The 17,812-nt window shown below is 71.6% G+C and carries 18 protein-coding genes and 2 pseudogenes; 10 read left to right on the top strand and 10 right to left on the bottom strand.

The window, feature by feature from the left end:
• The 8 genes from CCN51_RS14230 to CCN51_RS14195 all read right to left on the bottom strand — a co-directional run.
• Positions 1-1,122 (bottom strand): cytochrome P450 family protein (locus tag CCN51_RS14230; RefSeq protein WP_086859604.1); only part of this gene is annotated, 1,122 nt, incomplete at its 3' end.
• Positions 1,119-2,423 (bottom strand): cytochrome P450, encoded by a 1,305-nt coding sequence (locus CCN51_RS14225; protein ID WP_014179895.1) that lies wholly within the window; start codon positions 2,421-2,423, stop codon positions 1,119-1,121. The genes CCN51_RS14225 and CCN51_RS14230, both read right to left, overlap by 4 nt.
• Positions 2,420-2,968, bottom strand: coding sequence for a GTP-binding protein (locus tag CCN51_RS14220; protein ID WP_043491684.1), 549 nt, complete (start codon positions 2,966-2,968; stop codon positions 2,420-2,422). The genes CCN51_RS14225 and CCN51_RS14220 overlap by 4 nt, the downstream gene beginning before the upstream one ends.
• 253 nt (positions 2,969-3,221) lie before the next feature.
• Positions 3,222-3,581: a DUF742 domain-containing protein gene (locus CCN51_RS14215; protein WP_014179897.1), complete on the bottom strand. Its 360-nt coding sequence runs from the start codon at positions 3,579-3,581 to the stop codon at positions 3,222-3,224.
• Positions 3,578-4,024 carry a roadblock/LC7 domain-containing protein gene (locus CCN51_RS14210; RefSeq protein ID WP_014179898.1) on the bottom strand — a complete coding sequence of 149 codons (447 nt, stop codon included), beginning with the start codon at positions 4,022-4,024 and terminating at the stop codon, positions 3,578-3,580. Before CCN51_RS14210 ends, CCN51_RS14215 begins: the two co-directional genes overlap by 4 nt.
• Positions 4,024-5,319, bottom strand: a complete 1,296-nt coding sequence (locus tag CCN51_RS14205) for an ATP-binding protein (RefSeq protein WP_014179899.1) — start codon at positions 5,317-5,319, stop codon at positions 4,024-4,026. Before CCN51_RS14205 ends, CCN51_RS14210 begins: the two co-directional genes overlap by 1 nt.
• Before the next feature lie 79 nt (positions 5,320-5,398).
• Positions 5,399-6,718: a sensor histidine kinase gene (locus CCN51_RS14200; RefSeq protein WP_106436439.1), complete on the bottom strand. Its 1,320-nt coding sequence runs from the start codon at positions 6,716-6,718 to the stop codon at positions 5,399-5,401.
• 7 nt (positions 6,719-6,725) lie between these two features.
• Complete coding sequence (locus CCN51_RS14195) at positions 6,726-7,403, bottom strand: response regulator transcription factor (RefSeq protein WP_014179901.1); 678 nt, start codon at positions 7,401-7,403, stop codon at positions 6,726-6,728.
• A gap of 137 nt (positions 7,404-7,540) precedes the next feature.
• Between CCN51_RS14195 and CCN51_RS14190 the strand changes: the two genes are divergently transcribed.
• From CCN51_RS14190 to CCN51_RS14175, 4 genes are all read left to right on the top strand, one after another.
• Complete coding sequence (locus CCN51_RS14190; RefSeq protein ID WP_014179902.1) at positions 7,541-8,026, top strand: hypothetical protein; 486 nt, start codon at positions 7,541-7,543, stop codon at positions 8,024-8,026.
• Positions 8,027-8,154: 128 nt separating this feature from the next.
• Positions 8,155-8,394 (top strand): hypothetical protein, encoded by a 240-nt coding sequence (locus tag CCN51_RS14185; protein ID WP_143675803.1) that lies wholly within the window; start codon positions 8,155-8,157, stop codon positions 8,392-8,394.
• Positions 8,395-8,434: 40 nt separating this feature from the next.
• The gene (locus CCN51_RS59200) at positions 8,435-10,270 is read left to right on the top strand and encodes a stealth family protein (protein ID WP_014179904.1); all 1,836 of its coding nucleotides are present in this window, start codon (positions 8,435-8,437) and stop codon (positions 10,268-10,270) included.
• A 109-nt stretch (positions 10,271-10,379) separates the two neighbouring features.
• Positions 10,380-11,165 (top strand): sulfite exporter TauE/SafE family protein, encoded by a 786-nt coding sequence (locus CCN51_RS14175; RefSeq protein ID WP_043487662.1) that lies wholly within the window; start codon positions 10,380-10,382, stop codon positions 11,163-11,165.
• 4 nt (positions 11,166-11,169) lie between these two features.
• Here CCN51_RS14175 and CCN51_RS14170 read toward each other — a convergent pair whose 3' ends face one another.
• The gene (locus tag CCN51_RS14170; protein WP_014179906.1) at positions 11,170-11,595 is read right to left on the bottom strand and encodes an iron chaperone; all 426 of its coding nucleotides are present in this window, start codon (positions 11,593-11,595) and stop codon (positions 11,170-11,172) included.
• A gap of 237 nt (positions 11,596-11,832) precedes the next feature.
• On the opposite strand from CCN51_RS14170, the gene CCN51_RS14165 reads away from it, so the two are divergent.
• The 6 genes and pseudogenes from CCN51_RS14165 (at position 11,833) to CCN51_RS14145 (ending at position 15,671) form a co-directional block, all read left to right on the top strand.
• Positions 11,833-12,681 carry a PhzF family phenazine biosynthesis protein gene (locus CCN51_RS14165; protein ID WP_014179907.1) on the top strand — a complete coding sequence of 283 codons (849 nt, stop codon included), beginning with the start codon at positions 11,833-11,835 and terminating at the stop codon, positions 12,679-12,681.
• A 67-nt stretch (positions 12,682-12,748) separates the two neighbouring features.
• On the top strand, positions 12,749-13,285 hold the full coding sequence (locus tag CCN51_RS14160) for an SRPBCC family protein (protein WP_086859602.1): 537 nt from the start codon (positions 12,749-12,751) through the stop codon (positions 13,283-13,285).
• 227 nt (positions 13,286-13,512) lie between these two features.
• Positions 13,513-14,084: pseudogene (locus tag CCN51_RS14155) on the top strand (HD domain-containing protein).
• A gap of 90 nt (positions 14,085-14,174) precedes the next feature.
• A pseudogene (locus CCN51_RS57325) lies at positions 14,175-14,288 on the top strand (sulfite exporter TauE/SafE family protein); the annotation flags it as partial.
• Positions 14,289-14,410: 122 nt separating this feature from the next.
• Complete coding sequence (locus CCN51_RS54315; RefSeq protein ID WP_014179909.1) at positions 14,411-14,716, top strand: hypothetical protein; 306 nt, start codon at positions 14,411-14,413, stop codon at positions 14,714-14,716.
• A 295-nt stretch (positions 14,717-15,011) separates the two neighbouring features.
• Positions 15,012-15,671, top strand: coding sequence for a TIGR04222 domain-containing membrane protein (locus CCN51_RS14145; RefSeq protein WP_043491693.1), 660 nt, complete (start codon positions 15,012-15,014; stop codon positions 15,669-15,671).
• Between the two features lie 129 nt (positions 15,672-15,800).
• Here CCN51_RS14145 and CCN51_RS14140 read toward each other — a convergent pair.
• The coding region (locus CCN51_RS14140) for an alpha-galactosidase (protein WP_107425983.1) at positions 15,801-17,812 on the bottom strand (2,012 nt) is incomplete at its 5' end.

The raw sequence follows: 17,812 nt of genomic DNA, 5'->3' as shown, positions 1-17,812 counted from the left end.
GGTGTGGCGGGTGATGTCGAAGCGGTCGGCGTCGGCGCCGTGGGCGCGCGGGTCGCGCCCGGCGGAGGTGTACGAGACGAGGACGGGGGCGCCCTGGGGGATCACCGTGTCGCCGACGGTCAGGTCGCGGGTCGGGTAGCGGAAGGGGAAGAGGCTGACGGGGCTGTCGTAGCGCAGGGTCTCCTCGACCACATCGCCCCAGGACGCCTCGCCGACGCCGGAGCGCACCAGCTCCAGCTGGTCGCGGTGGGCGCACAGCGCACGCACGGCGTTGGTGATCAGGTTGAGCGTGGTCTCGTGCCCGGCGATGATCATCAGCACCAGCGTGCCGATGAGCTCTTCCTCGCTGAGCCGGTCACCGTCTTCCTCGTGGGCGGCTATCAGCGCACTCGTCAGGTCGTCGCCGGGCGAGCGCAGCCGCGCGGCGGCCACCTGGCCCAGGATGGCGATCATCTCGCGGTTGGCGGCCAGCGCCCGCTCGGGGGCGGTGCGGGTGCCGACGATGTCGTTGGAGAGGGCGTGCAGCCGGTCCTGGTGCTCGGGGCCGACGCCGAGCAGCCGGCAGATCACGCCCATGGGCAGCGGCAGCGCGAAGTGGCGGCGCAGGTCGACCACCCCGTCGGGGGCTTCGGCGGCGGCCTCGGCCAGCCGGTCGAGGAGGGCGGCGGTCAGCTCTTCGACGGCGGGGCGCAGCGTCTCCACCCGGCGCGGGGTGAACGCCCGGGTGACCAGGGAGCGCAGCCGCTTGTGGTCGGCGCCGTCGGCGGTGGTCATGCCCCGTACGGTGGCGAAGGTCGCCAGCGGCCAGCCGGGCGGGATCTCACCGTCGCGCAGCGCGGCGAAGTGGCAGGCGTCCTTGGCGACTTGGGGGTGGGTGGTGAAGTCCTTGAGCTCTTCGTGGCGGGTGATGGCGTAGGCCGTGACATCGCCGGGCAGCAGGACCGGGACCGCGGCCCCGCGCTCCCGCAGCCGTGCGTTGACCGCGTGCTGACCGGCCCCGGTGGGGTCCAGCCGGTGCGGGTCCTGGGCGGCGTGCGGCGCGGCGGCGTGCGGCACGGGGCATTGGCCGTCGGTCGCGTCAGTCGCGTCAGTCGCGTCAGTCTCGTCGGTCGCGTCGGTCATCGTAAGTCTCCTGAGTCTGCCGGGTGGCCGGCCGCCGCCGCGTCCGCCGAGTCCGCCGCGTCCGCCGCGAGCTGCGGGGCGGTGAACCGCACCGGCAGCCCGGCCAGGTTCTTCGACCAGGGCGAGGTGATCCAGGCCAACTGGTCCTCCGGCACCGCGAGTTCGAGATCGGGCAGCCGGTGCCGGAGGGTGTCCACGGCGGTCCGGGTGATCAGCCGCGCCGGGTCCCGCGCCGGGCAGGTGTGCGGGCCGGCGCCGAAGGCGAGGTGGGAGCGGTTGCCGATGACCGGACGGCCGTCCTCGGGCAGCACCTCGGGGTCGGCGTTCGCCCCCGCCAGGCCCAGGATGAGCATGTCCCCGGCGCGGATGTGCTGTCCGCCGAAGCGCAGATCGCGGGTGGCGTAGCGGCCGGGGAAGTTGGCGGTGGGCGGATGGCGCCACAGCACCAGGTCCAGCGCGTCGTCGACCGTGAGGTGGCCGCGGGCCAGCGAGGAGCGGAAGCCCGGGTCGGTGAGGAGGATCCGTACGGTGTCGGCGATCCAGTTCACGGTCGTCTGGTTTCCCGCCACGATGATCACTACGAGGTTGTGCAGCACTTCCTGGTCGCTGAGGCCGACCGGGTGCTCCAGCAGCCAGGAGGTCAGATCCGCGCCCGGCTGCCGCTTCTTCTGCTCGATCAGCTCCAGCAGGATGCCGCCCATGCGCCGGTTGGCGCCGGTGGCGGCGGCGGTGGGGTTGACGATGGCGGCGATGGCCTCGACCAGCCGCGGCCCGCGCTCCTCGTCGAGGCCCAGGATCTGGGTGACGACCTGCAGCGGGAGCAGCCGCGCGTACTGCGGCACCAGATCCGCCTTGCGCCGGTCCGCGAACCCGGCGATCAGCCGCTCGGCGGCGGACCGCACCATACGGATCAGCTCGTGCCCGTCGAGCCGGCCCAGCGCCTCGGCGACCGCCGAGCGCATCCGGCGGTGCTGCTGGCCGTCGGCGAACAGCAGCGCCGGACGCCAGCCGACCAGCGGGATCAGCGGCGAGTCGGGCGGTACCCGGCCGTCGCGCAGCGGGGTCCAGCGCCTGGGGTCGTGCGAGAAGTGCTGCTCGTCGCGGGTCAGATGAAGCAGCTCGCGATGGCCGAGCACCAGCCACGCCTCGATGCCGGGCGCAATGGCGACGGGCACGACCGGGCCGTGGTCGCGGCGCATCCGCTCGTACAGCGCGGGCATGTCGCCGGCCGGCGCCGCCCCGTACAGCGGCACCGGAGCCGGCAGCGCGCCATCCGCCCAATCCGCCCAATCCGCCGTCACGACGCCTCCGTGATGGTCTCTATGAGGTGGGAGACCAGCGAGATCAGCGCCTGGACCGAGGACTTGTGCTCCCGCGCGTCGCAGATGACCAGCGGGGTGTGGGGGAGCAGATCGAGCGCGGAGCGCAGATCGTCCTCGCTGTGCAGCACGCTGTCGGGGAACGCGTTGACCGCGACGGAGAACGGGACGTCCAGGTCCTCCAGATGCCCGATGGCGTCGAAGGATGCCTCCAGATCGCGGGTGTCGACGAGTGCGAGCGCGCCCAGGGCGCCGCGCGCCAGGTCCTTCCACGCGGGTAGAAAACGCTGCTGCCCCGGTGTGCCGAACAGATAGAGCACCAACTCGCCGCCGAGCGTGATCCGGCCGAAGTCCAGGGCCACCGTGGTCGTGATCTTGGACGGTCGTACGGCGGTGTCGAGCCGGGCGCCCGCCTGGGTCATGGTCGCCTCGGTGGACAGCGGCTTGATCTCCGAGACGGTGCCGATCAGCGTGGTCTTGCCGACGCCCATGGGTCCGACGACCAGGATCTTGGCCGCGCCGGACACGCTGGACTGCACATACATGACGGGTGTGCCGACCAGATCGTCGGCGTCGTCCGCGGCGGCCGAGTCGTCCGCGTCGTTCATGTCGGCCATCTTGTCCCCGTCACCCTCGTCGTCTTCGTCGTCCACGCCGCCGTCCACGCCGCCGTCCACGTCGTGTACACCGTCCCTGTCATCGGCGCCCTCCGCGCCGTGCGCGGCGCCCGATCCGTGCGCGGCGCCCGATCCGTGCGCGCCGCCCGCTCCGTCCGAGATCTCAGAGCTTGCTCTCAAGCCCATCGAGCACCTTCCTCAGCAAGTCCCTATCGGCACGCTTGGCGGCCCGGACGGGCGGGCGCGCCACGATATGCCCCCAGTCGATGAGATCTGCCAGCAGCACCTGCACCACGGCCGGCGGCTGGCCGAGGTGCGCGGCCACCTCCGCCACCGACAGCAGACCCTGACAGAAGTCGACGATCCGCCGGTACTCCGGCTGGAGATCCGGGGGCGGCGCGCTTCCCGAGGCCATGACGAGCGTTTCCCACGGCAGCTCGTCCCGTGAGGAACCCGCGCGGCCACGTGTGATCACGTAGGGCCGCACGGCCGGGGTGGTCCGTTCCTCGCGGGGCTCGTTCATGACGTCGAGGTCATCGACTCCCGAGGACGGCTGCTCAGATGGGCCCCGATTTTCGCCACGAGTAACTGCATCTGCTGGGCCACCAGACCGACATCCGCTTTCATATCGGTGGCCACGCCCAGAGACGCCCCCTGGCCGGCCGAGGTGAACAGCACGAACCCCTTGTCGGACTCGACCATCAGCTGCCGCACCCCCGCGTCTTCGCCGAATAAAAGTGCCGCCGTGGACTGCCCGGTCACCGTGAGTGCCGCGCAGGCGGCGGCCAGCGACTCGGCCTCCGCCACGTCCAGTTGGGGCACGTCACCGGTCAGCCCCTCGGCGGAGCCGTGTCCCATGCGCAGACCGTCCTCCGAGACGACGACGGCATGTCGCACGCCCGGGATCTGCGTCAGCGGACGCAGCATCCATCCAACGTCCGGCAGCCTGGATATGGTTCCGGCCACTACCGGCCTCCTTCTCGATCTGCTCGGTCCTGTTGGTCGGCCTCGGCCACCTCCGCGCGCCCGCGACGGGTGCCGGAGACGATGCTGGCAATGGAGGAGCGGGCGGCCTCGGGGGTCCACGGGTCGCAGGTGGGGGCGGCGGAACCGGAACCGGGTCCGGAACCGGTTCCGGGGGCGGGCGCCTTGGCGCCGGGCGTCTTCTGGTTCGTACGGCGGCGGTTGCGCCGCTGCGGCAGCCCGGAATCGGCCCCGGCCCCGGCTCCGGAATCGGCTCCGGAGTCGGTCCCGATGGGCGCGGCTGCGGCCGGGGCGGTCACGGGCTCGATGACGACCGGCTCCGCGTCCACGACCGGCTCGGCGCCCCCGCCCAGCAGCCGGTGCGGTACGAAGACCACCACCCGCGTCCCGCCGTACGCCGAGGCGGTCGACAGCTCCACGCTGAAGCCCAGCTCCCGCGACCACCGCCCGACACATGCGAGCCCCAGCCGCGGCACCGCCCCCAGCTCGGCCAGGTCGAGGCCGTCCCGGAGCTGGGCGACGGCCTGCTCCAGCACATCGGGCGGCATACCGAGCCCCGCGTCGTCGATCTCGACGACCGCGCCCGCGGCGACCTCCCGGATGGAGACCGCGACCTGGGTGCGCGAGGGGGAGAACACCGTGGCGTTCTCCAGCAGTTCGGCGATCGCATGCATCAGACCCTCGACCGCGGGCGCCACCACGTACAGCGTCTGGCCGCCGTGCACATCGACCCGCCCGAACTCCACGATCCGTGACTGCGCGCCGCGCACACAGTCGAACAGCGTCACCGGCCGGGTCTCGCGCCGCGCGGGCCAGATCCCGCACATCACCATCAGAGTCTGCGCCTTGCGGGTCATCTGGGCCGCGGCGTGGTCGGCCTTCATCACCTCGGCCATCAAGGCCGCCTCGCTGATGCGCTGTTCCAGGCCGTCGAGCACCTGCTGCTGCACCACCGCCATGGCGTGCATATTCCTGGCCACGGACTCGAACGACGCCTGGACGGAGTCGCGCAGATTCCGCTCCCGGCGGGCCGCCTCGTCCAGCTCGGCCCGTACGGCGGACAGCCGGGCCACCTCCTCGCCGCGCTCGGCCGCGACGGCCCGTTCCCGCTCGGCTTCGGCCCGCGCCTCAGCGGCGGCCGCCCGCTCCCGCTCGGCCGCCGTACGCGCCTTTGCGACCGCTGTACGCAGCCTGGCGACCCATAACGAGCCCAGCAGCAGCGTCAGCGCCAGCAGCGCGGATGCGACGGCGATGACTCCCGCCGTCTCCGACAACACCTTCGTACACCTCCACCCGCGATGCGGCCAAGAACGGGCAGATACTACTGACCAACCGATCAGTCTGTTCCGGTAGTTGTCAAAGTCTCTTCTCACACGGCAGCCGCAGCAGCACCCGGACCCCTCCCCGAGGGCTGGTGTGGAGGGTCAGGATCCCGCCGTGGGCGTGCGCGATGTCCTTGGCGATCGCGAGGCCGAGACCGGTGCCGCCGTCCTGCCGGGCGCGGGCGTCGTCCAGCCGGGTGAAGCGCTCGAAGACGCGCTCACGGTCGGATTCGGGGATGCCGGGGCCGTCGTCGTCCACGGAGAGCTCGACCATGTCGTCGCGGACCGCGACACCGACCGAGACGGTCGTGCGCGCGTGTCTGCGGGCGTTGTCGGTGAGGTTGGTGAGCAGCCGGGAGAGCTGTACGCGGCTGCCGTGCACGACAACGGCTGCGGCGGGCCGGGCGTCCCCGTCGGACGCGTCCGGGTACTCCACCACCGTACCGGGATGCCGCCGCACCTCCTCGGCCGCCAGCGCCGCGAGGTCCACGGGGGCTCGGGGCGGCGCCTCCTGGGCGTCGAGCCTGGCGAGCAGCAGCAGGTCGGAGGCGACGGCCTGGAGGCGTTCGGTGTCCTGGAGGGCCTTGTGCACGGCGGTCGGCCAGTCCGTCCGCGAGGGGCGGGCCAGGGCGAGTTCGAGCTGGGTCCGTACGGCCGCGATGGGGCTGCGCAGCTCGTGGGAGGCGTCCGCGACGAACTGGCGCTGCCGGGTCATGGCCTGATGCAGCCGGTCCAGTGTGGCGTTCATTGTCCGCGCCAGCCGGGAGATCTCGTCGCGCGCCTTGGACACCGGGACCCGGCGGTGCAGATCGCGCTCGGTGATCTCGGTGAACTCCTCCCGTATGGCGGCCACCGGACGCAGCGCGCGCCCGACCAGCAGCCAGGTGAGGGCGGCCACCAACAGCACGAGCCCGGCCGCCGCGGGGGCGACCTGGCGCAGCAGCAGCTGGGTGGCGTTGTCGAGGGCGGTGGTCGAGGGGGCGACGTCCACGCTGTACGGAGTGTGGACCCTCACGGCAGGGAAGGCGTTTGCGCGGAACTCCACCTTGCTGTCCAGCGGAGCTTCCACCGGACGTCCGGAGCTGATCACCCGTCCCGCCGCGTCCTTGATGGTCACCGGCTGGGGCACGACGACCAGCGTCTTGCGCGGCAGGTTCCTGGATTTCGTCAGTTGGTACTCGACGCTGACGGCGGCCTGCTTGGCGTCCGCCTCCGCGCTGTCGCGCAGGTTCTGCCGCACGACCAGCAATAGGGCCAGCATGCACAACGCTATGGCGAGGGCGACGGTGCCGACGGCGGCCGACGTGGCCTTGGCGCGGACACTCATCCCGGTCAGCGGGCTCATGGATCTCATGCCGCGGTCACCCCCCGTCGCGGGCCAGCAGATATCCCGCGCCCCGTATCGTGCGGATCGCCTGCCTGCCGTACGGCACGTCGATCTTCCGGCGCAGGGTTCTGATGTAGACCTCGACGAGATTGGCCCCGCCCTCGTAGGCGGTGTCCCACACGGTGTGCACGATCTCGGTCTTGGAGACCACCTGTCCGGCGCGCCTGGCCAGACACTCCAGTACGGCGAACTCCTTGGCCGTGAGCGTGATGCCCTCGTTCCCTCGGCTACAGGCCAGGGCCGTCGGCTCCAGCCGCAGATCACCCAGCTCCAGCACCTCGGGCCGGTCCAGGCCGCCGCGCCGCACCAGGGCCCGCACCCGCGCGATCAGCACGACGTAGGAGAACGGCTTGGTCAGGTAGTCGTCCGCGCCGACGTCGAGTCCGTCGGCCTCGTCGTACTCGCCGTCCTTGGCGGTCAGCATCAGGATCGGCGTCCAGACTCCGGCCTCCCGCAGCCGGGAGCAGACCTGATAGCCGGACAGGCCGGGCAGCATCACATCCAGCACGATCGCCGCGTACTCGGTGCCCCGAGCGAGCGCCAGGCCATCGCGCCCGTCGCCGGCCGTCTCGACGGTGAAACCCTCCTGCTCCAGGCCTTCCTTGAGGAGTTCGCGGAGCCGGGCGTCGTCTTCCACCACGAGAATGCGCACGGGAGCAGCATGGCACGCACGAGCTGAGTCCCCGCTGAAGCGCCTTCAGCGAGGACTCAGCGTCCGTACGCCACGGTGGGTGCACCGACGGACCGGGAGTCCGCCGGGTCCAATTCCCCTGTGTAGAGGAGACACTTGTGACTCGCTCCAGCTCCACCGCCACCAAGCGCCGAGGCGTCGCGCTCGCCGCGGCGGTCGGCGTCCTGACGCTGGGGGCCACGGCCTCCGCCTCGGCCGCCGGCCCGTCGCACACCGCCGCGATGGCGAGCGCCGACGCGTTGATCTCGACCAAGGCGATCAAGCTCTGCGTGGTCACACCCGGCAAGCCCGTCCCGGCCGCCAAGGCCGTCGAGCTCGACAAGGCGCTCCAGGGTGCCGAGGCCACCAAGGTCACCAAGGTCACCGAGGCGGCCAAGACCGACAAGCCCGGAAAGCTGATTGCGGTGGAGACCATCACCGACGGGCCGATCCGCACGATGAAGTGCCCCTTCCCGAGCTTCCCGGACAAGCCGGGCAAGCCGTGCCAGATCCTTGTGGTCAAGGGCACCAACCAGGCCTGGAAGAAGTACCCGATCAAGAAATGCCGTGTCCTGATCGTCCGAGCGACCCCGACGGCGAAGTAGCGCGCCGCCGCGGGCCCCACGACGGAACCGCCGGCCCCGGGGGGTAGCCGGCGGTTCCGGGCCTGAGTCCGTCCGGTGGTGCCCGCGAACGCTTTTCCTCCCGTCAGGCAAGTAACGGTGACCGGTCTGTGCGACGAAAGGTGCCCGCGGTGTTCGTCTTCCGCCACTCGATGGCCGCGCTGACCCGTCTGGCCAGCCGGGTCCGGCTCGGGACGGGGTTCCCCGCGTCGGCCGACGACGTATTCGGCGAAGCGGAGGGCTGGCCCGTCCGCCATTGCGACGACTGTGGCCGGACACGGCTGTCGGAGGCCTCGGGGGACGGCTTCCACACCTGTGTCTTCTGCGGTTCCGTCGACGCCGGCGTCTGACCCGGTCCCACACGCAGATCATTTCGAGAGGTCGGGACACGTGAAGAGGCAATCTGCGCAGGATGCGGCGGCGCCGTCCGAGGACTCGCCGTGGAGCGCCCACGCGGCGGCGCTCGTCCGGCAGAACCCCGAGACGTCCTGGTGGGTCGGCGTCTACCGGCGGAGTCTGCCGGTGAGCACCCGCCGAGCGCTCGCCCAGCGGTTCTCCCCCGAGGTGCGCAGACAGGTCAAGCGGCGCCTTGCCGCCGTCCCGACGCCCGCGTCCGGCGTGGGCCGGGTACGGGCCGCCCGCGAACTGCGACGCCTCAAGGACCTGCTCACCGGCCCGGACCGGGCGCTGCACAGCGTGCGGGGCGTCCCCAAGGTCGCCCTGGTCGGTCAGGCCGTCTCGCCGTTGCAGGCGCGCGGCGACAACCTGGCCGCGGTGTGCCGGGCCCTGGACGCGGCGCACGTGGACTACTTCTGTGTACGCGGCGGCCGGGACGGCTCCGCCGTCGTCGCGGCACCGGCCGAGGACCGCCTCCGTGTCCACCAGGCCCTGGCCGAACTCTGCGCGAGCCTGCCCGGCTATGTCTCCGCCATGGACGGGCGGACCCGTACGCCCCGCTCCTCCGCGCCCGGCTTCGCCGCCGCCTCCTGGCAGCAGCTCGCCACGGCGGAGGTGATCCGCATGACCTGGTACCACAGCGACCCCACCGGCCGACTGGTGCTGGGCCCCGAACACGGCTGTGACGTGGAGTTCTGGCCGGCGGACGGAGACCGGCTACTCGCTCCCCGCCCGAACCGGGTGGCCGATCAGGTGCCCCGCTGCGACGCGCCGCAGCGGATCTCCGACTCGGTGTTCACCCGGCTCGCGCCGCCCGCGGGCCGCCCGCTGCCCGAGGTGCGCACCCGCCGGGAGTTCACCGCGCCCCGGCCCGACGACATCCGGTTCCCCGTCGACGTGGTCTACACCTGGGTCGACGGCCAGGACCCGGCCTGGCTGCGCCGCCGGGCCGAGGCAGCGGGGCAGGCGTACCACGAGGAGGCCGCGAACGCGGCGCGGTTCATCAGCCGCGACGAGCTGCGCTACTCACTGCGTTCCCTGCACCAGAACGCGCCGTGGGTCCGCACCGTGTTCCTGGTGACCGACGACCAGATACCGTCCTGGCTCGACCCCGGTGCCCCGGGGCTCCAGGTGGTCAGCCACAAGGAGATCTTCACCGACCCGAGCGTGCTGCCGACCTTCAACTCGCACGCCATCGAGAGCCAACTGCACCACATAGACGGTCTGTCCGAGCACTTCCTCTACTTCAACGACGACGTCTTCCTCGGCCGGCCCGCCACCCCGCAGGACTTCTTCCACGCCAATGGGCTGACCAAGTTCTTCCCCTCCCCCGCGCTGATCCCGCCCGGCGAGCCGTCCACAGAGGACGTGCCGGTCTCGGTCGCCGGGAAGAACAACCGGGCCCTGCTCCGGACCCGGTTCGGCTCCGTGATCACCCAGAAGATGAAGCACACTCCGCACCCGCTGCGGCGCAGCGTCCTGGAAGAGATCGAGACCGTCTTCGCCGACCGCCACCGGGCTACCGCGGGCAACTCGTTCCGCAGCATGGACGATCTGTCCATCGCCTCCTCGCTCCACCACTACTACGCCTTCCACACGGCCCGCGCGGTCCCCGGCAGCCTCCGCTACGCCTACCTGGACCTGTCACACCCGGACACCGCGACACGGTTCGCCAAGTTGCTGGCGCGCCGGGACCGCCAGGTGTTCTGTCTCAACGACACCGTCTCCGGCGAGCAGGACATCGACGCACAACAGGCACTGCTCGGGCCGTTCCTCGACGCGTACTTCCCCGTCCCCGCTCCGTACGAGAAGGGCGAGCACCGTCGGTAAGCGCCGGCAGGGCGGCACGCACCATCCAAGGTCGGGCCAAGCGCCGATACAACAGAGCGGAACCAGACCGCAAGATTTCTGGCGCATCGCACTGGCTAGGCTGCTGGCCATGCCTGACATACCGCTGGTGACGTTGCTCCTGCTCTGCCTGGCCGCGGCCGGCGCGGGCTGGATCGACGCCGTAGTAGGAGGCGGGGGCCTCCTGCTGCTGCCCGCCATGCTGGTCGGACTGCCGCACTTCCAGCCCACCTACATCCTCGGCACCAACAAGGCGATCGCCATCGTCGGCACGACCGGTGCCGCCATCACCTACACCCGCAAGACCCCGCTCGACATGCGGCTCGCCACGCGCATCGGCGCCGCCGCCGTCGCCGGCTCCCTCGCGGGCGCCTTCTTCGCCTCCGGCATCAACAGCGCCGTCCTGCGCCCGCTGATCATGGTGGTCCTGCTGGCCGTCCTCGCGTTCGTCCTGCTCCGCCCGGCCTTCGGCACCGCCCCGGCCCCCGCGGAGCCCCTGACCAGGCAGCGCGTCCTGGCCGCGATCCTCGCCATCGGCCTCGGCATCGGCTTCTACGACGGCCTCATCGGCCCCGGCACCGGCACCTTCCTCGTCATCGCCCTGGTCGCCGCCCTCCATATGAACCTGGTCACAGCCTCCGCCACGGCCAAGGTCGTCAACGTCTGCACCAACTTCGGCGCGCTGGTCACCTTCGCCATCCAGGGCACGGTCCTGTGGCGCATGGCGGCGCTGCTCGCGCTCTTCAACCTGGGCGGCGGGATGCTGGGCGCGCGGATGGCGCTCAAGCGGGGGAGCGGGTTCGTACGGGGGGTGCTGGTGGTCGTCGTGGTCTCGCTGGTCTGCAAGCTGGCGTACGACCAGTGGCTGGCAGCCTGATGCCTCAGCTCACCGCGCGCTTCACCAGCTCGGAGATCCGCGCCTCGTCGCCGGCCGTCAACTCCCCGGTCAGCGCGTACGAGGACGGCCACATCGCGCCCTCGTCCAGGTGCGCCTGGTCGCTGAAGCCAAGGGTGGAGTAGCGGGCCTTGAACTTCGCGGAGCACTGGAAGAAGCAGAGCACCTTGCCGCCCTTCGCATAGGCGGGCATCCCGTACCACAGCTTGGGCGTGAGCTCCGGCGCCGCCGCCGTGACGACGGCGTGGATCCGCTCGGCGAGGGCGCGGTCGTCCGCCTCCATCTCGGCGATCTTCGCCAGCACCTCGCTCGTGCCGTCCGCCTTGGCGGAGCCTCGGCGAGCCGCCTTCACCTCCCGGCCACGCTCCTTCATCGCGGCGCGCTCCTCGGCCGTGAACTCGGTGTCGCTCATTACGGTCTCCCTCCGGTCGGTGTCCCCGCTGTTCTGCTGTTCTGGTGTTCTGCGGGGCGATTTCGATCTTAGGGAGCCGCTGACGTGCGTGGCTTCTCCAAAACTGATCGGTCGCAGTCCAATTTGTGGCAGGTGGCTCTGTCCGGACGCGGGGGCATGGGGTGGGATGGGACAGGTTCCCGCACACGCGCCTGTGGCGCTCGGGAACCGCTTCCGCCGCTCGTGAAAGGCCCCTCGATGACCGTGCCGCGCTCACGTCCGTTCGCACAGGTCGATGTGTTCTCCTCGACCCCCTACCTCGGGAACCCGGTGGCCGTCGTGTTCGACGCGGCCGACCTGGACGACCAGGCGATGCAGCGCCTCGCCCGCTGGACGAACCTGTCGGAGACGACGTTCGTGCTGCCGCCCTCGACCCCGGACGCGGACTACCGGCTGCGGATCTTCACCCCCGGCGGCGAGCTTCCGTTCGCCGGCCATCCCACGCTCGGCTCCGCCCACGCCTGGCTCGAACAGGGCGGGAGCCCCCGCCGCGGTGACCGCATCGTGCAGGAGTGCGCGGCCGGGCTGGTCGAGGTGCGCCGCGGCGAGGGCATCTTGTCGTTCGCCGCCCCGCCCACCCGGCGCACCGGTGAACTGGAGCAGGAGTATCTGGAGCAGGTCGTCACGGCGTTCGGCATCGACCGCGACCAGGTGCTCGCCCACCAGTGGGTCGACAACGGCCCCGGCTGGGCGGTCGTCCGGCTCGCCACCGCCGAGGAGGTGCTGAGCCTGGAGCCCGACCTGTCGCGGATCCCGACGGCCATGGTGGGCGCGATCGGCGCATACCCGCCGGGCGCGGAGCACGCGTTCGAGCTGCGCACCTTCGCTCCCCGCGTCGGGGTGGCCGAGGATCCGGTCTGCGGCAGCATGAACGCCTCGGTCGGCCAGTGGCTGACCAGCACCGGCGCGGCCCCGGCCGGCTACAAGGTCTCCCAGGGCGCGCGGCTCGGCCGGGCCGGAGAGATCACCATCACCGCCGACCCCGACGGGACCGTCTGGGTCGGCGGAGCGACGACCACCTGCCTGCGCGGTACGGCGGTCCTGTGACCCCACGCCGCTCTGACCCAGCGCCGGGCCGCGATGAGTTTTCGGCGCCCGGCCGGTCTACCCAGGCATGGATGAGGACTATGGAGTCACCGGCGCCCACACCGAGGTGGAACTGCTCGTCGACCTGACCGTCGACGAGCTCTGGGCCGCGATCACGGACCTCTCGCGCCTCGGCGAGTGGAGCCCGGAGTGCACCTACGCGGCCTGGCTGGACGGCTGGACCGCACCGCAGGTCGGCGCGCGGTACGAAGCCCGCAATCGATTCCCGAACGGCTTGGTCACGCACGTGCTGTGCGTGGTCACCGCCGCCGATCCGCCGTACGCGTTCGGCTGGGACGTGTACGGCGGCGACCCGGAAACCCACGAACCCTTCGCCACCTGGCGCTACAACCTGCGCCCCGCCGTGCGGCCCGACCAGACGGTGGTCCGCCAGTCGTTCACGCACGGTCCGGGCGACAGCGGAGCCCGGGCGGCTGTACGCGCCGACCCCGCCAACGCCACGGCGATCTTGCAGGGGCGGTTGGATCAGCTGCGCCGCAATATGAAGACGACGATCGGGGCGATGGTCTGCGACGTCGGCCGGGTGCGGACCGAGCCGGCATAGCCCCGCGGGCTCTTGGGCGACACGGGCGGCCCAGGACCCGTCCGGTGGGACATTCCGCAGCCCCACCCCTTCCCTGCTGTCTCGATATGCGGCTCCGGCCCAGGGGTCCGCGGCGAAGCTCCGCACGCGGCGGAGCCGCGTATCGGATGCAGTGGGCAAAGGCAGGTCAGGGGCTTGCGAGCCGAGGTTGCTACGCTCCCGCCGTGATCCTGCCTACGGTCGACGACATGCGGGCGCTGCACGAGAAGTACGCGCCGACGCGGGAAGCGTTCGAGCTCGTGTACACGCACTGCGAGATCGTCTGGAAAGTCGCTGAGCAGCTGCTGGCCGCCGACGGCCACCGGCTCGACTCCGACCTCGTCCGCGCGGGTGCCTTTCTCCACGACATCGGCGTCTACCGGCTCTACGACGACGGGGGCCGACTCCGGGTCGGCGACTACATCCGCCACGGGGTGCTCGGGCACACGATCCTGTGCCAGGAGGGCTTCCCCGAGCGGCTGTGTCGCTTCTGTTCCTGCACACGGGCGTCGGGCTCACGCGGGACGACGTCGAGCGGCAGGAACTGCCTCTGCCGGTGGCCGACTACGTGGCGGAGACCGGAGAGGAACAGCTGGTGATGTACGCGGACAAGTTCCACACGAAGACCACTCCTCCGGCGTTCGTCTCCTTCGACACGTATGCCGCGCACGTGGTCCGGTTCGGCACGGAGAAGGTCGCCGCATTCCACGCCCTGCGCGCCCGGTTCGGTGAGCCGGACCTCGCATCGCTCAGTGCCCGGTACGGACACGCGCTGGCCTGACGCTCCCCACCTTTCTGCCCGCCCACCGCGGGTGTGCGGGGGTTGTCATGACCGGCCGGCAGATCGAACCCGTACCCGGGCGGGGCCTGCACCGCCCCGGCCCCTGTGGAGCCCCTGACCAGGCAGCGCGTCCTGGCGGCGATCCTCGCCGTCGGCTTCTACGACGGGCTCATCGGCCCCGGCACCGGCACCTTCCTTCTCCTCGGCGAGTGGAGCCCGGAGTGCACCTACGCGGCCTGGCTGGACGGCTGGACCGCACCGGTGGTCGGCGCGCGGTACGAAGCCTGTAACCGGTTTCCGAACGGCTTGGTGCGCAGGTGCTGTGTGTGGTCAACGCCGCCGATCCGCCATACGTGTTCGGCTGGGACGTATACGGCGGCGACCCGGAAACCCACGAGCCCTTCGCCACCTGGCGCTACCGCCTGCGCCCCGCTGTGCGGCCCGACCAGACGGTGGTCCGCCAGTTGTCCACGCACGGCCCGGGCGACAGCGGAGCCCAGGCGGCCGTACGCGCCGACCCCGCCAACGCCACGGCGATCCCCCAGGGGCGGCTGGACCAACTGCGCCGCAACATGAAGACGACGATCGGGGGCATCAGGCTGCGGAGTCAGGCTTCCGCTTCCGTCGCTTGAGGAAAAGTTCGTAGGACGAGGGCGGAACGTATTCGCCGAGCGCGTCCATAGCTTCGACACGCCGCTGGACCGCGTCTTCGTAGGTCTCATTTTCGATCAGGTTGAACTTCGGTTCGTCGTCACGCATGTCAGGTGTCACGACGCGCCTCCTGAGCCGGGGTTGATGAGCTGATGGGGCCGGGTGCGGCCGCCAACCTCAAGTCTGGCTCTGAAGTGATGGCGACCCGGGTTGACGGTACATCAGCCGGACAATACTGGCAGTACGGGAATCAGCGGGATGGACGGGGGCATTCCTGTGCGGACGATATTCCGGCGCCGCGACTCGGCGGCGCCACGGACACTGGACATCTACGACATCGCTTACTTGGCGGGCGGGCCACGGCGCGTGGCCCGGACCGCCCTGATCGAGCTGCGCGAGCGCGGCGCCATCAAGTTCATCGGCTCCAGGGTGCGGGCCCTCAGGGCGGGGGATCCGGCCGACCACCCGATCGAGCGCGCACTCATCAAGCAGTGCCACCCGGTGGGGAAGGACGCGTACTCCGCGGTCGCGGAGGTGCGGTACGGCCCCGAGATGAAGAAGATCGGGCGCCAGCTCGCTTCGTACGGCCTTCTCGGCCGCTCCAGGCAGCGTCTCACGCCTGCGGGCGAGCGGGTGTTGGAGTCGGCCAGGGAGGAGGCGCTTCCCAAGTACGTCTTCGACGGCCTTGCCGCCGTTCAGGACGAGCGCCTGCGCACGGCCGTCAGGGAGGCCACGCCATATCAGGACGGGCTCGGTGCGAGCCTGGTCCGTATGGGCGAGGCCATCGAGGACGATGACGAGTACGACCGCGAAATGGACTCCGTCTCGGACTCTGCCTCGGCCTCGGATTCGGTGTCGGACTGGGGATCCCACTCCGGCGGCGGCCATGCCTCCTGCGGGAGCGGCTGTGGCGGTGGGGGTGGTGGGGGCGACTGACGCGTCGAACGTCGGTCCGGTTCGGAGCCGCCCACGACTGACGCGTCGGTCGGTCGGCCGACGCGTCGCGTGCGAGTGGCTGTGACCGGCCGTGCCCGATGGGGCATGCGCCGTCCTGGTCACCGACTTCTAAAACACGGCCTGGTCGGCGGGGTCGGCGGGCGTCAGCCGGACCAGCAGCGCCATCGGCGTACGCGGCAAGGTCACCATCAACTCGCCCTGCCCCGCGTCCCACCGAGCCTCGGCGCCCGAGGCGGCGGCCGGGTGCAGCACCTCGACCTCCGCCGGACGGCCCGCCAAGTGCCCGAGCGGCAGCGTGCACTCCGCCGGGCCGCCTTCCCGGCGCCATACCGTCACATAGGCCGTCTCACCGCTGCGCACCCCCAGCGCCACCCAGGCGTCGTCCCACCCCGGCAGCCCCAGCGGCCAGAACGGCACCCCGGTGGCCAGATCGCCCCGCAGCCGCCGGTACGCCGCGATGGCCCACTGCACCCGGGCCAGCTGCCGCGGTGACATCCGGTCGAGGTGGCCGGAGAGGTGGATGCGGCCCAGCAGGGCGCCCGCGAGAGTGAAGTCGATCTCGTCGTCGGTGAATTCGGGCTGCGGGTAGGCCCATACCGCGCCCTGCTCCGGTGGCACCGCCGTGGGCGCCGAGGCGGCGATGGGCGGGTAGCGGAGCGGGTCCTGCTGGTCGCTGGTGGACTGGAGTTGGGTGAGGGCCACCGAGGACCAGTCCATGCGCATCCCGCCCGAGGCGCAGTTCTCGATGACGAGCCCGGGGTGGCGGTCGAGCGTGGCGGCCAGCCAGTCCTGGTAGGCGCGGGCGTGGGCGAGGAGGCCCGCGCCGGGGGCGGTGCGGCCGGTTTCGGGGTGCCAGTCGGTGCCCGGCGCCACGCTGATGTTGTAGTCGAGCTTGAGGTAGCCGACGCCCCATTCGCCGGCGATGCGGTCGATGGTCTTGTCGAGGTGGGCGCGGGCGGCCGGGTGGCGCAGATCGAGGTGGTGGCGGCCGTGTTCGACGAGGCGGATCCCGTCGCGTTGGAAGAAGGCGTCGGCGGGCAGTTCGGCGGCGACGGGGCTGCGTACGCCGACGACCTCGGGCTCCAGCCACAGCCCCGGGACCATGCCGCGGGAGCGGATGTGGTCCAGTACGGCCTGGATGCCGCCGCCGGGGAAGCGGCGGGCCGAGGGCTGCCAGGCGCCGACGCTGTCCCACCAGCCCTGTGCGTCGTCGTCGTACCAGCCGGAGTCGATGCAGAAGTACTCCGCCCCGGCCTCGGCGGCGGCGTCGATCAGCGGCAGCAGGCGCTCGGTGGTGGGGTCGCCCATGAGGGTGTTCATGTAGTCGTTGAACACCACGGGCAGGGTGGTGTGGTCGGGGTGCGGGCGGCGGGTGGCGCGGCGGTAGGCGGTGAGGTGGGCCAGGGCCTCGTCGAGGCCGCCGCCCCGGGCGAGCGCCAGCGCGGCGGGGACGGTGGTGAACGACGCGCCGGGGGCGAGCCGTTCGCGCCACTGGTGCTCGGCGTCGGTCGGCCCGTGGAGCGCGGCGTACGTACCGTGGGCCCGCTCCCCGGTCTCCCACCGCCAGCCGGTCGGCGACTCGATCTGCCACAGCCATGCGTCGCCGGTGGTGCGGTCGGTCAGCGCGCCCATGGGCAGATGGCCGTCGGACGGCCAGCCGCCGCGGCTGTGGAGGGCGAGGGCGGCGCGGCTGTCGTGCTGGTGGGCGTCCCGGCTGAGGTCGACGATCCGGGTGCGCAGGGGTTCGCTCGCCCAACGGCATTCGGCGAGCCAGTCGTTGCGGGCCAGGTGCACATCGAGCGTGTCGGGGGAGGGGAGCCCGCCGAGGGTGAGGCTGGTGACGGCCTGGACGGTCAGCGGGGCGGTGCCCTCGTTGGTGAGCCGGACCTCGGCGCGCAGCACCGGCAGCCCGTCGGGGGAGGAGAGCCGGACCTCGGCGGTCAGGCCGGTGTCCGGGTCGTGGAGGTCGATCGTCAGCCGATGCCAGCCCTGTCCGTCGCGCTCGTCCTGCCCGTCCCGTACGGCCCGGTGGCCCCGGTGGCGCAGCCGGGCGCCGAGCGCGGTCTCGATGCCGCGCTGCCCGGACCACTCGCTGCCGTGGCCGAGGGCCAGCACTTCGA

The sequence above is a fragment of the Streptomyces milbemycinicus genome (assembly GCF_002154605.1).
GTDB lineage: Bacteria > Actinomycetota > Actinomycetes > Streptomycetales > Streptomycetaceae > Streptomyces > Streptomyces milbemycinicus.
This window is presented reverse-complemented; position numbering and strand designations above follow the sequence as displayed.

Excerpts from the sequence above, each read along its gene's own strand:
- CCN51_RS14215 (WP_014179897.1), bottom strand. The coding sequence starts at position 3,581 with ATGAACGAGCCCCGCGAGGAACGGACCACCCCGGCCGTGCGGCCCTAC.
- CCN51_RS14200 (WP_106436439.1), bottom strand. The coding sequence starts at position 6,718 with ATGAGATCCATGAGCCCGCTGACCGGGATGAGTGTCCGCGCCAAGGCC.
- CCN51_RS14175 (WP_043487662.1), top strand. The coding sequence starts at position 10,380 with ATGCCTGACATACCGCTGGTGACGTTGCTCCTGCTCTGCCTGGCCGCG.
- CCN51_RS14170 (WP_014179906.1), bottom strand. The coding sequence starts at position 11,595 with ATGAGCGACACCGAGTTCACGGCCGAGGAGCGCGCCGCGATGAAGGAG.
- CCN51_RS14165 (WP_014179907.1), top strand. The coding sequence starts at position 11,833 with ATGACCGTGCCGCGCTCACGTCCGTTCGCACAGGTCGATGTGTTCTCC.
- CCN51_RS14160 (WP_086859602.1), top strand. The coding sequence starts at position 12,749 with ATGGATGAGGACTATGGAGTCACCGGCGCCCACACCGAGGTGGAACTG.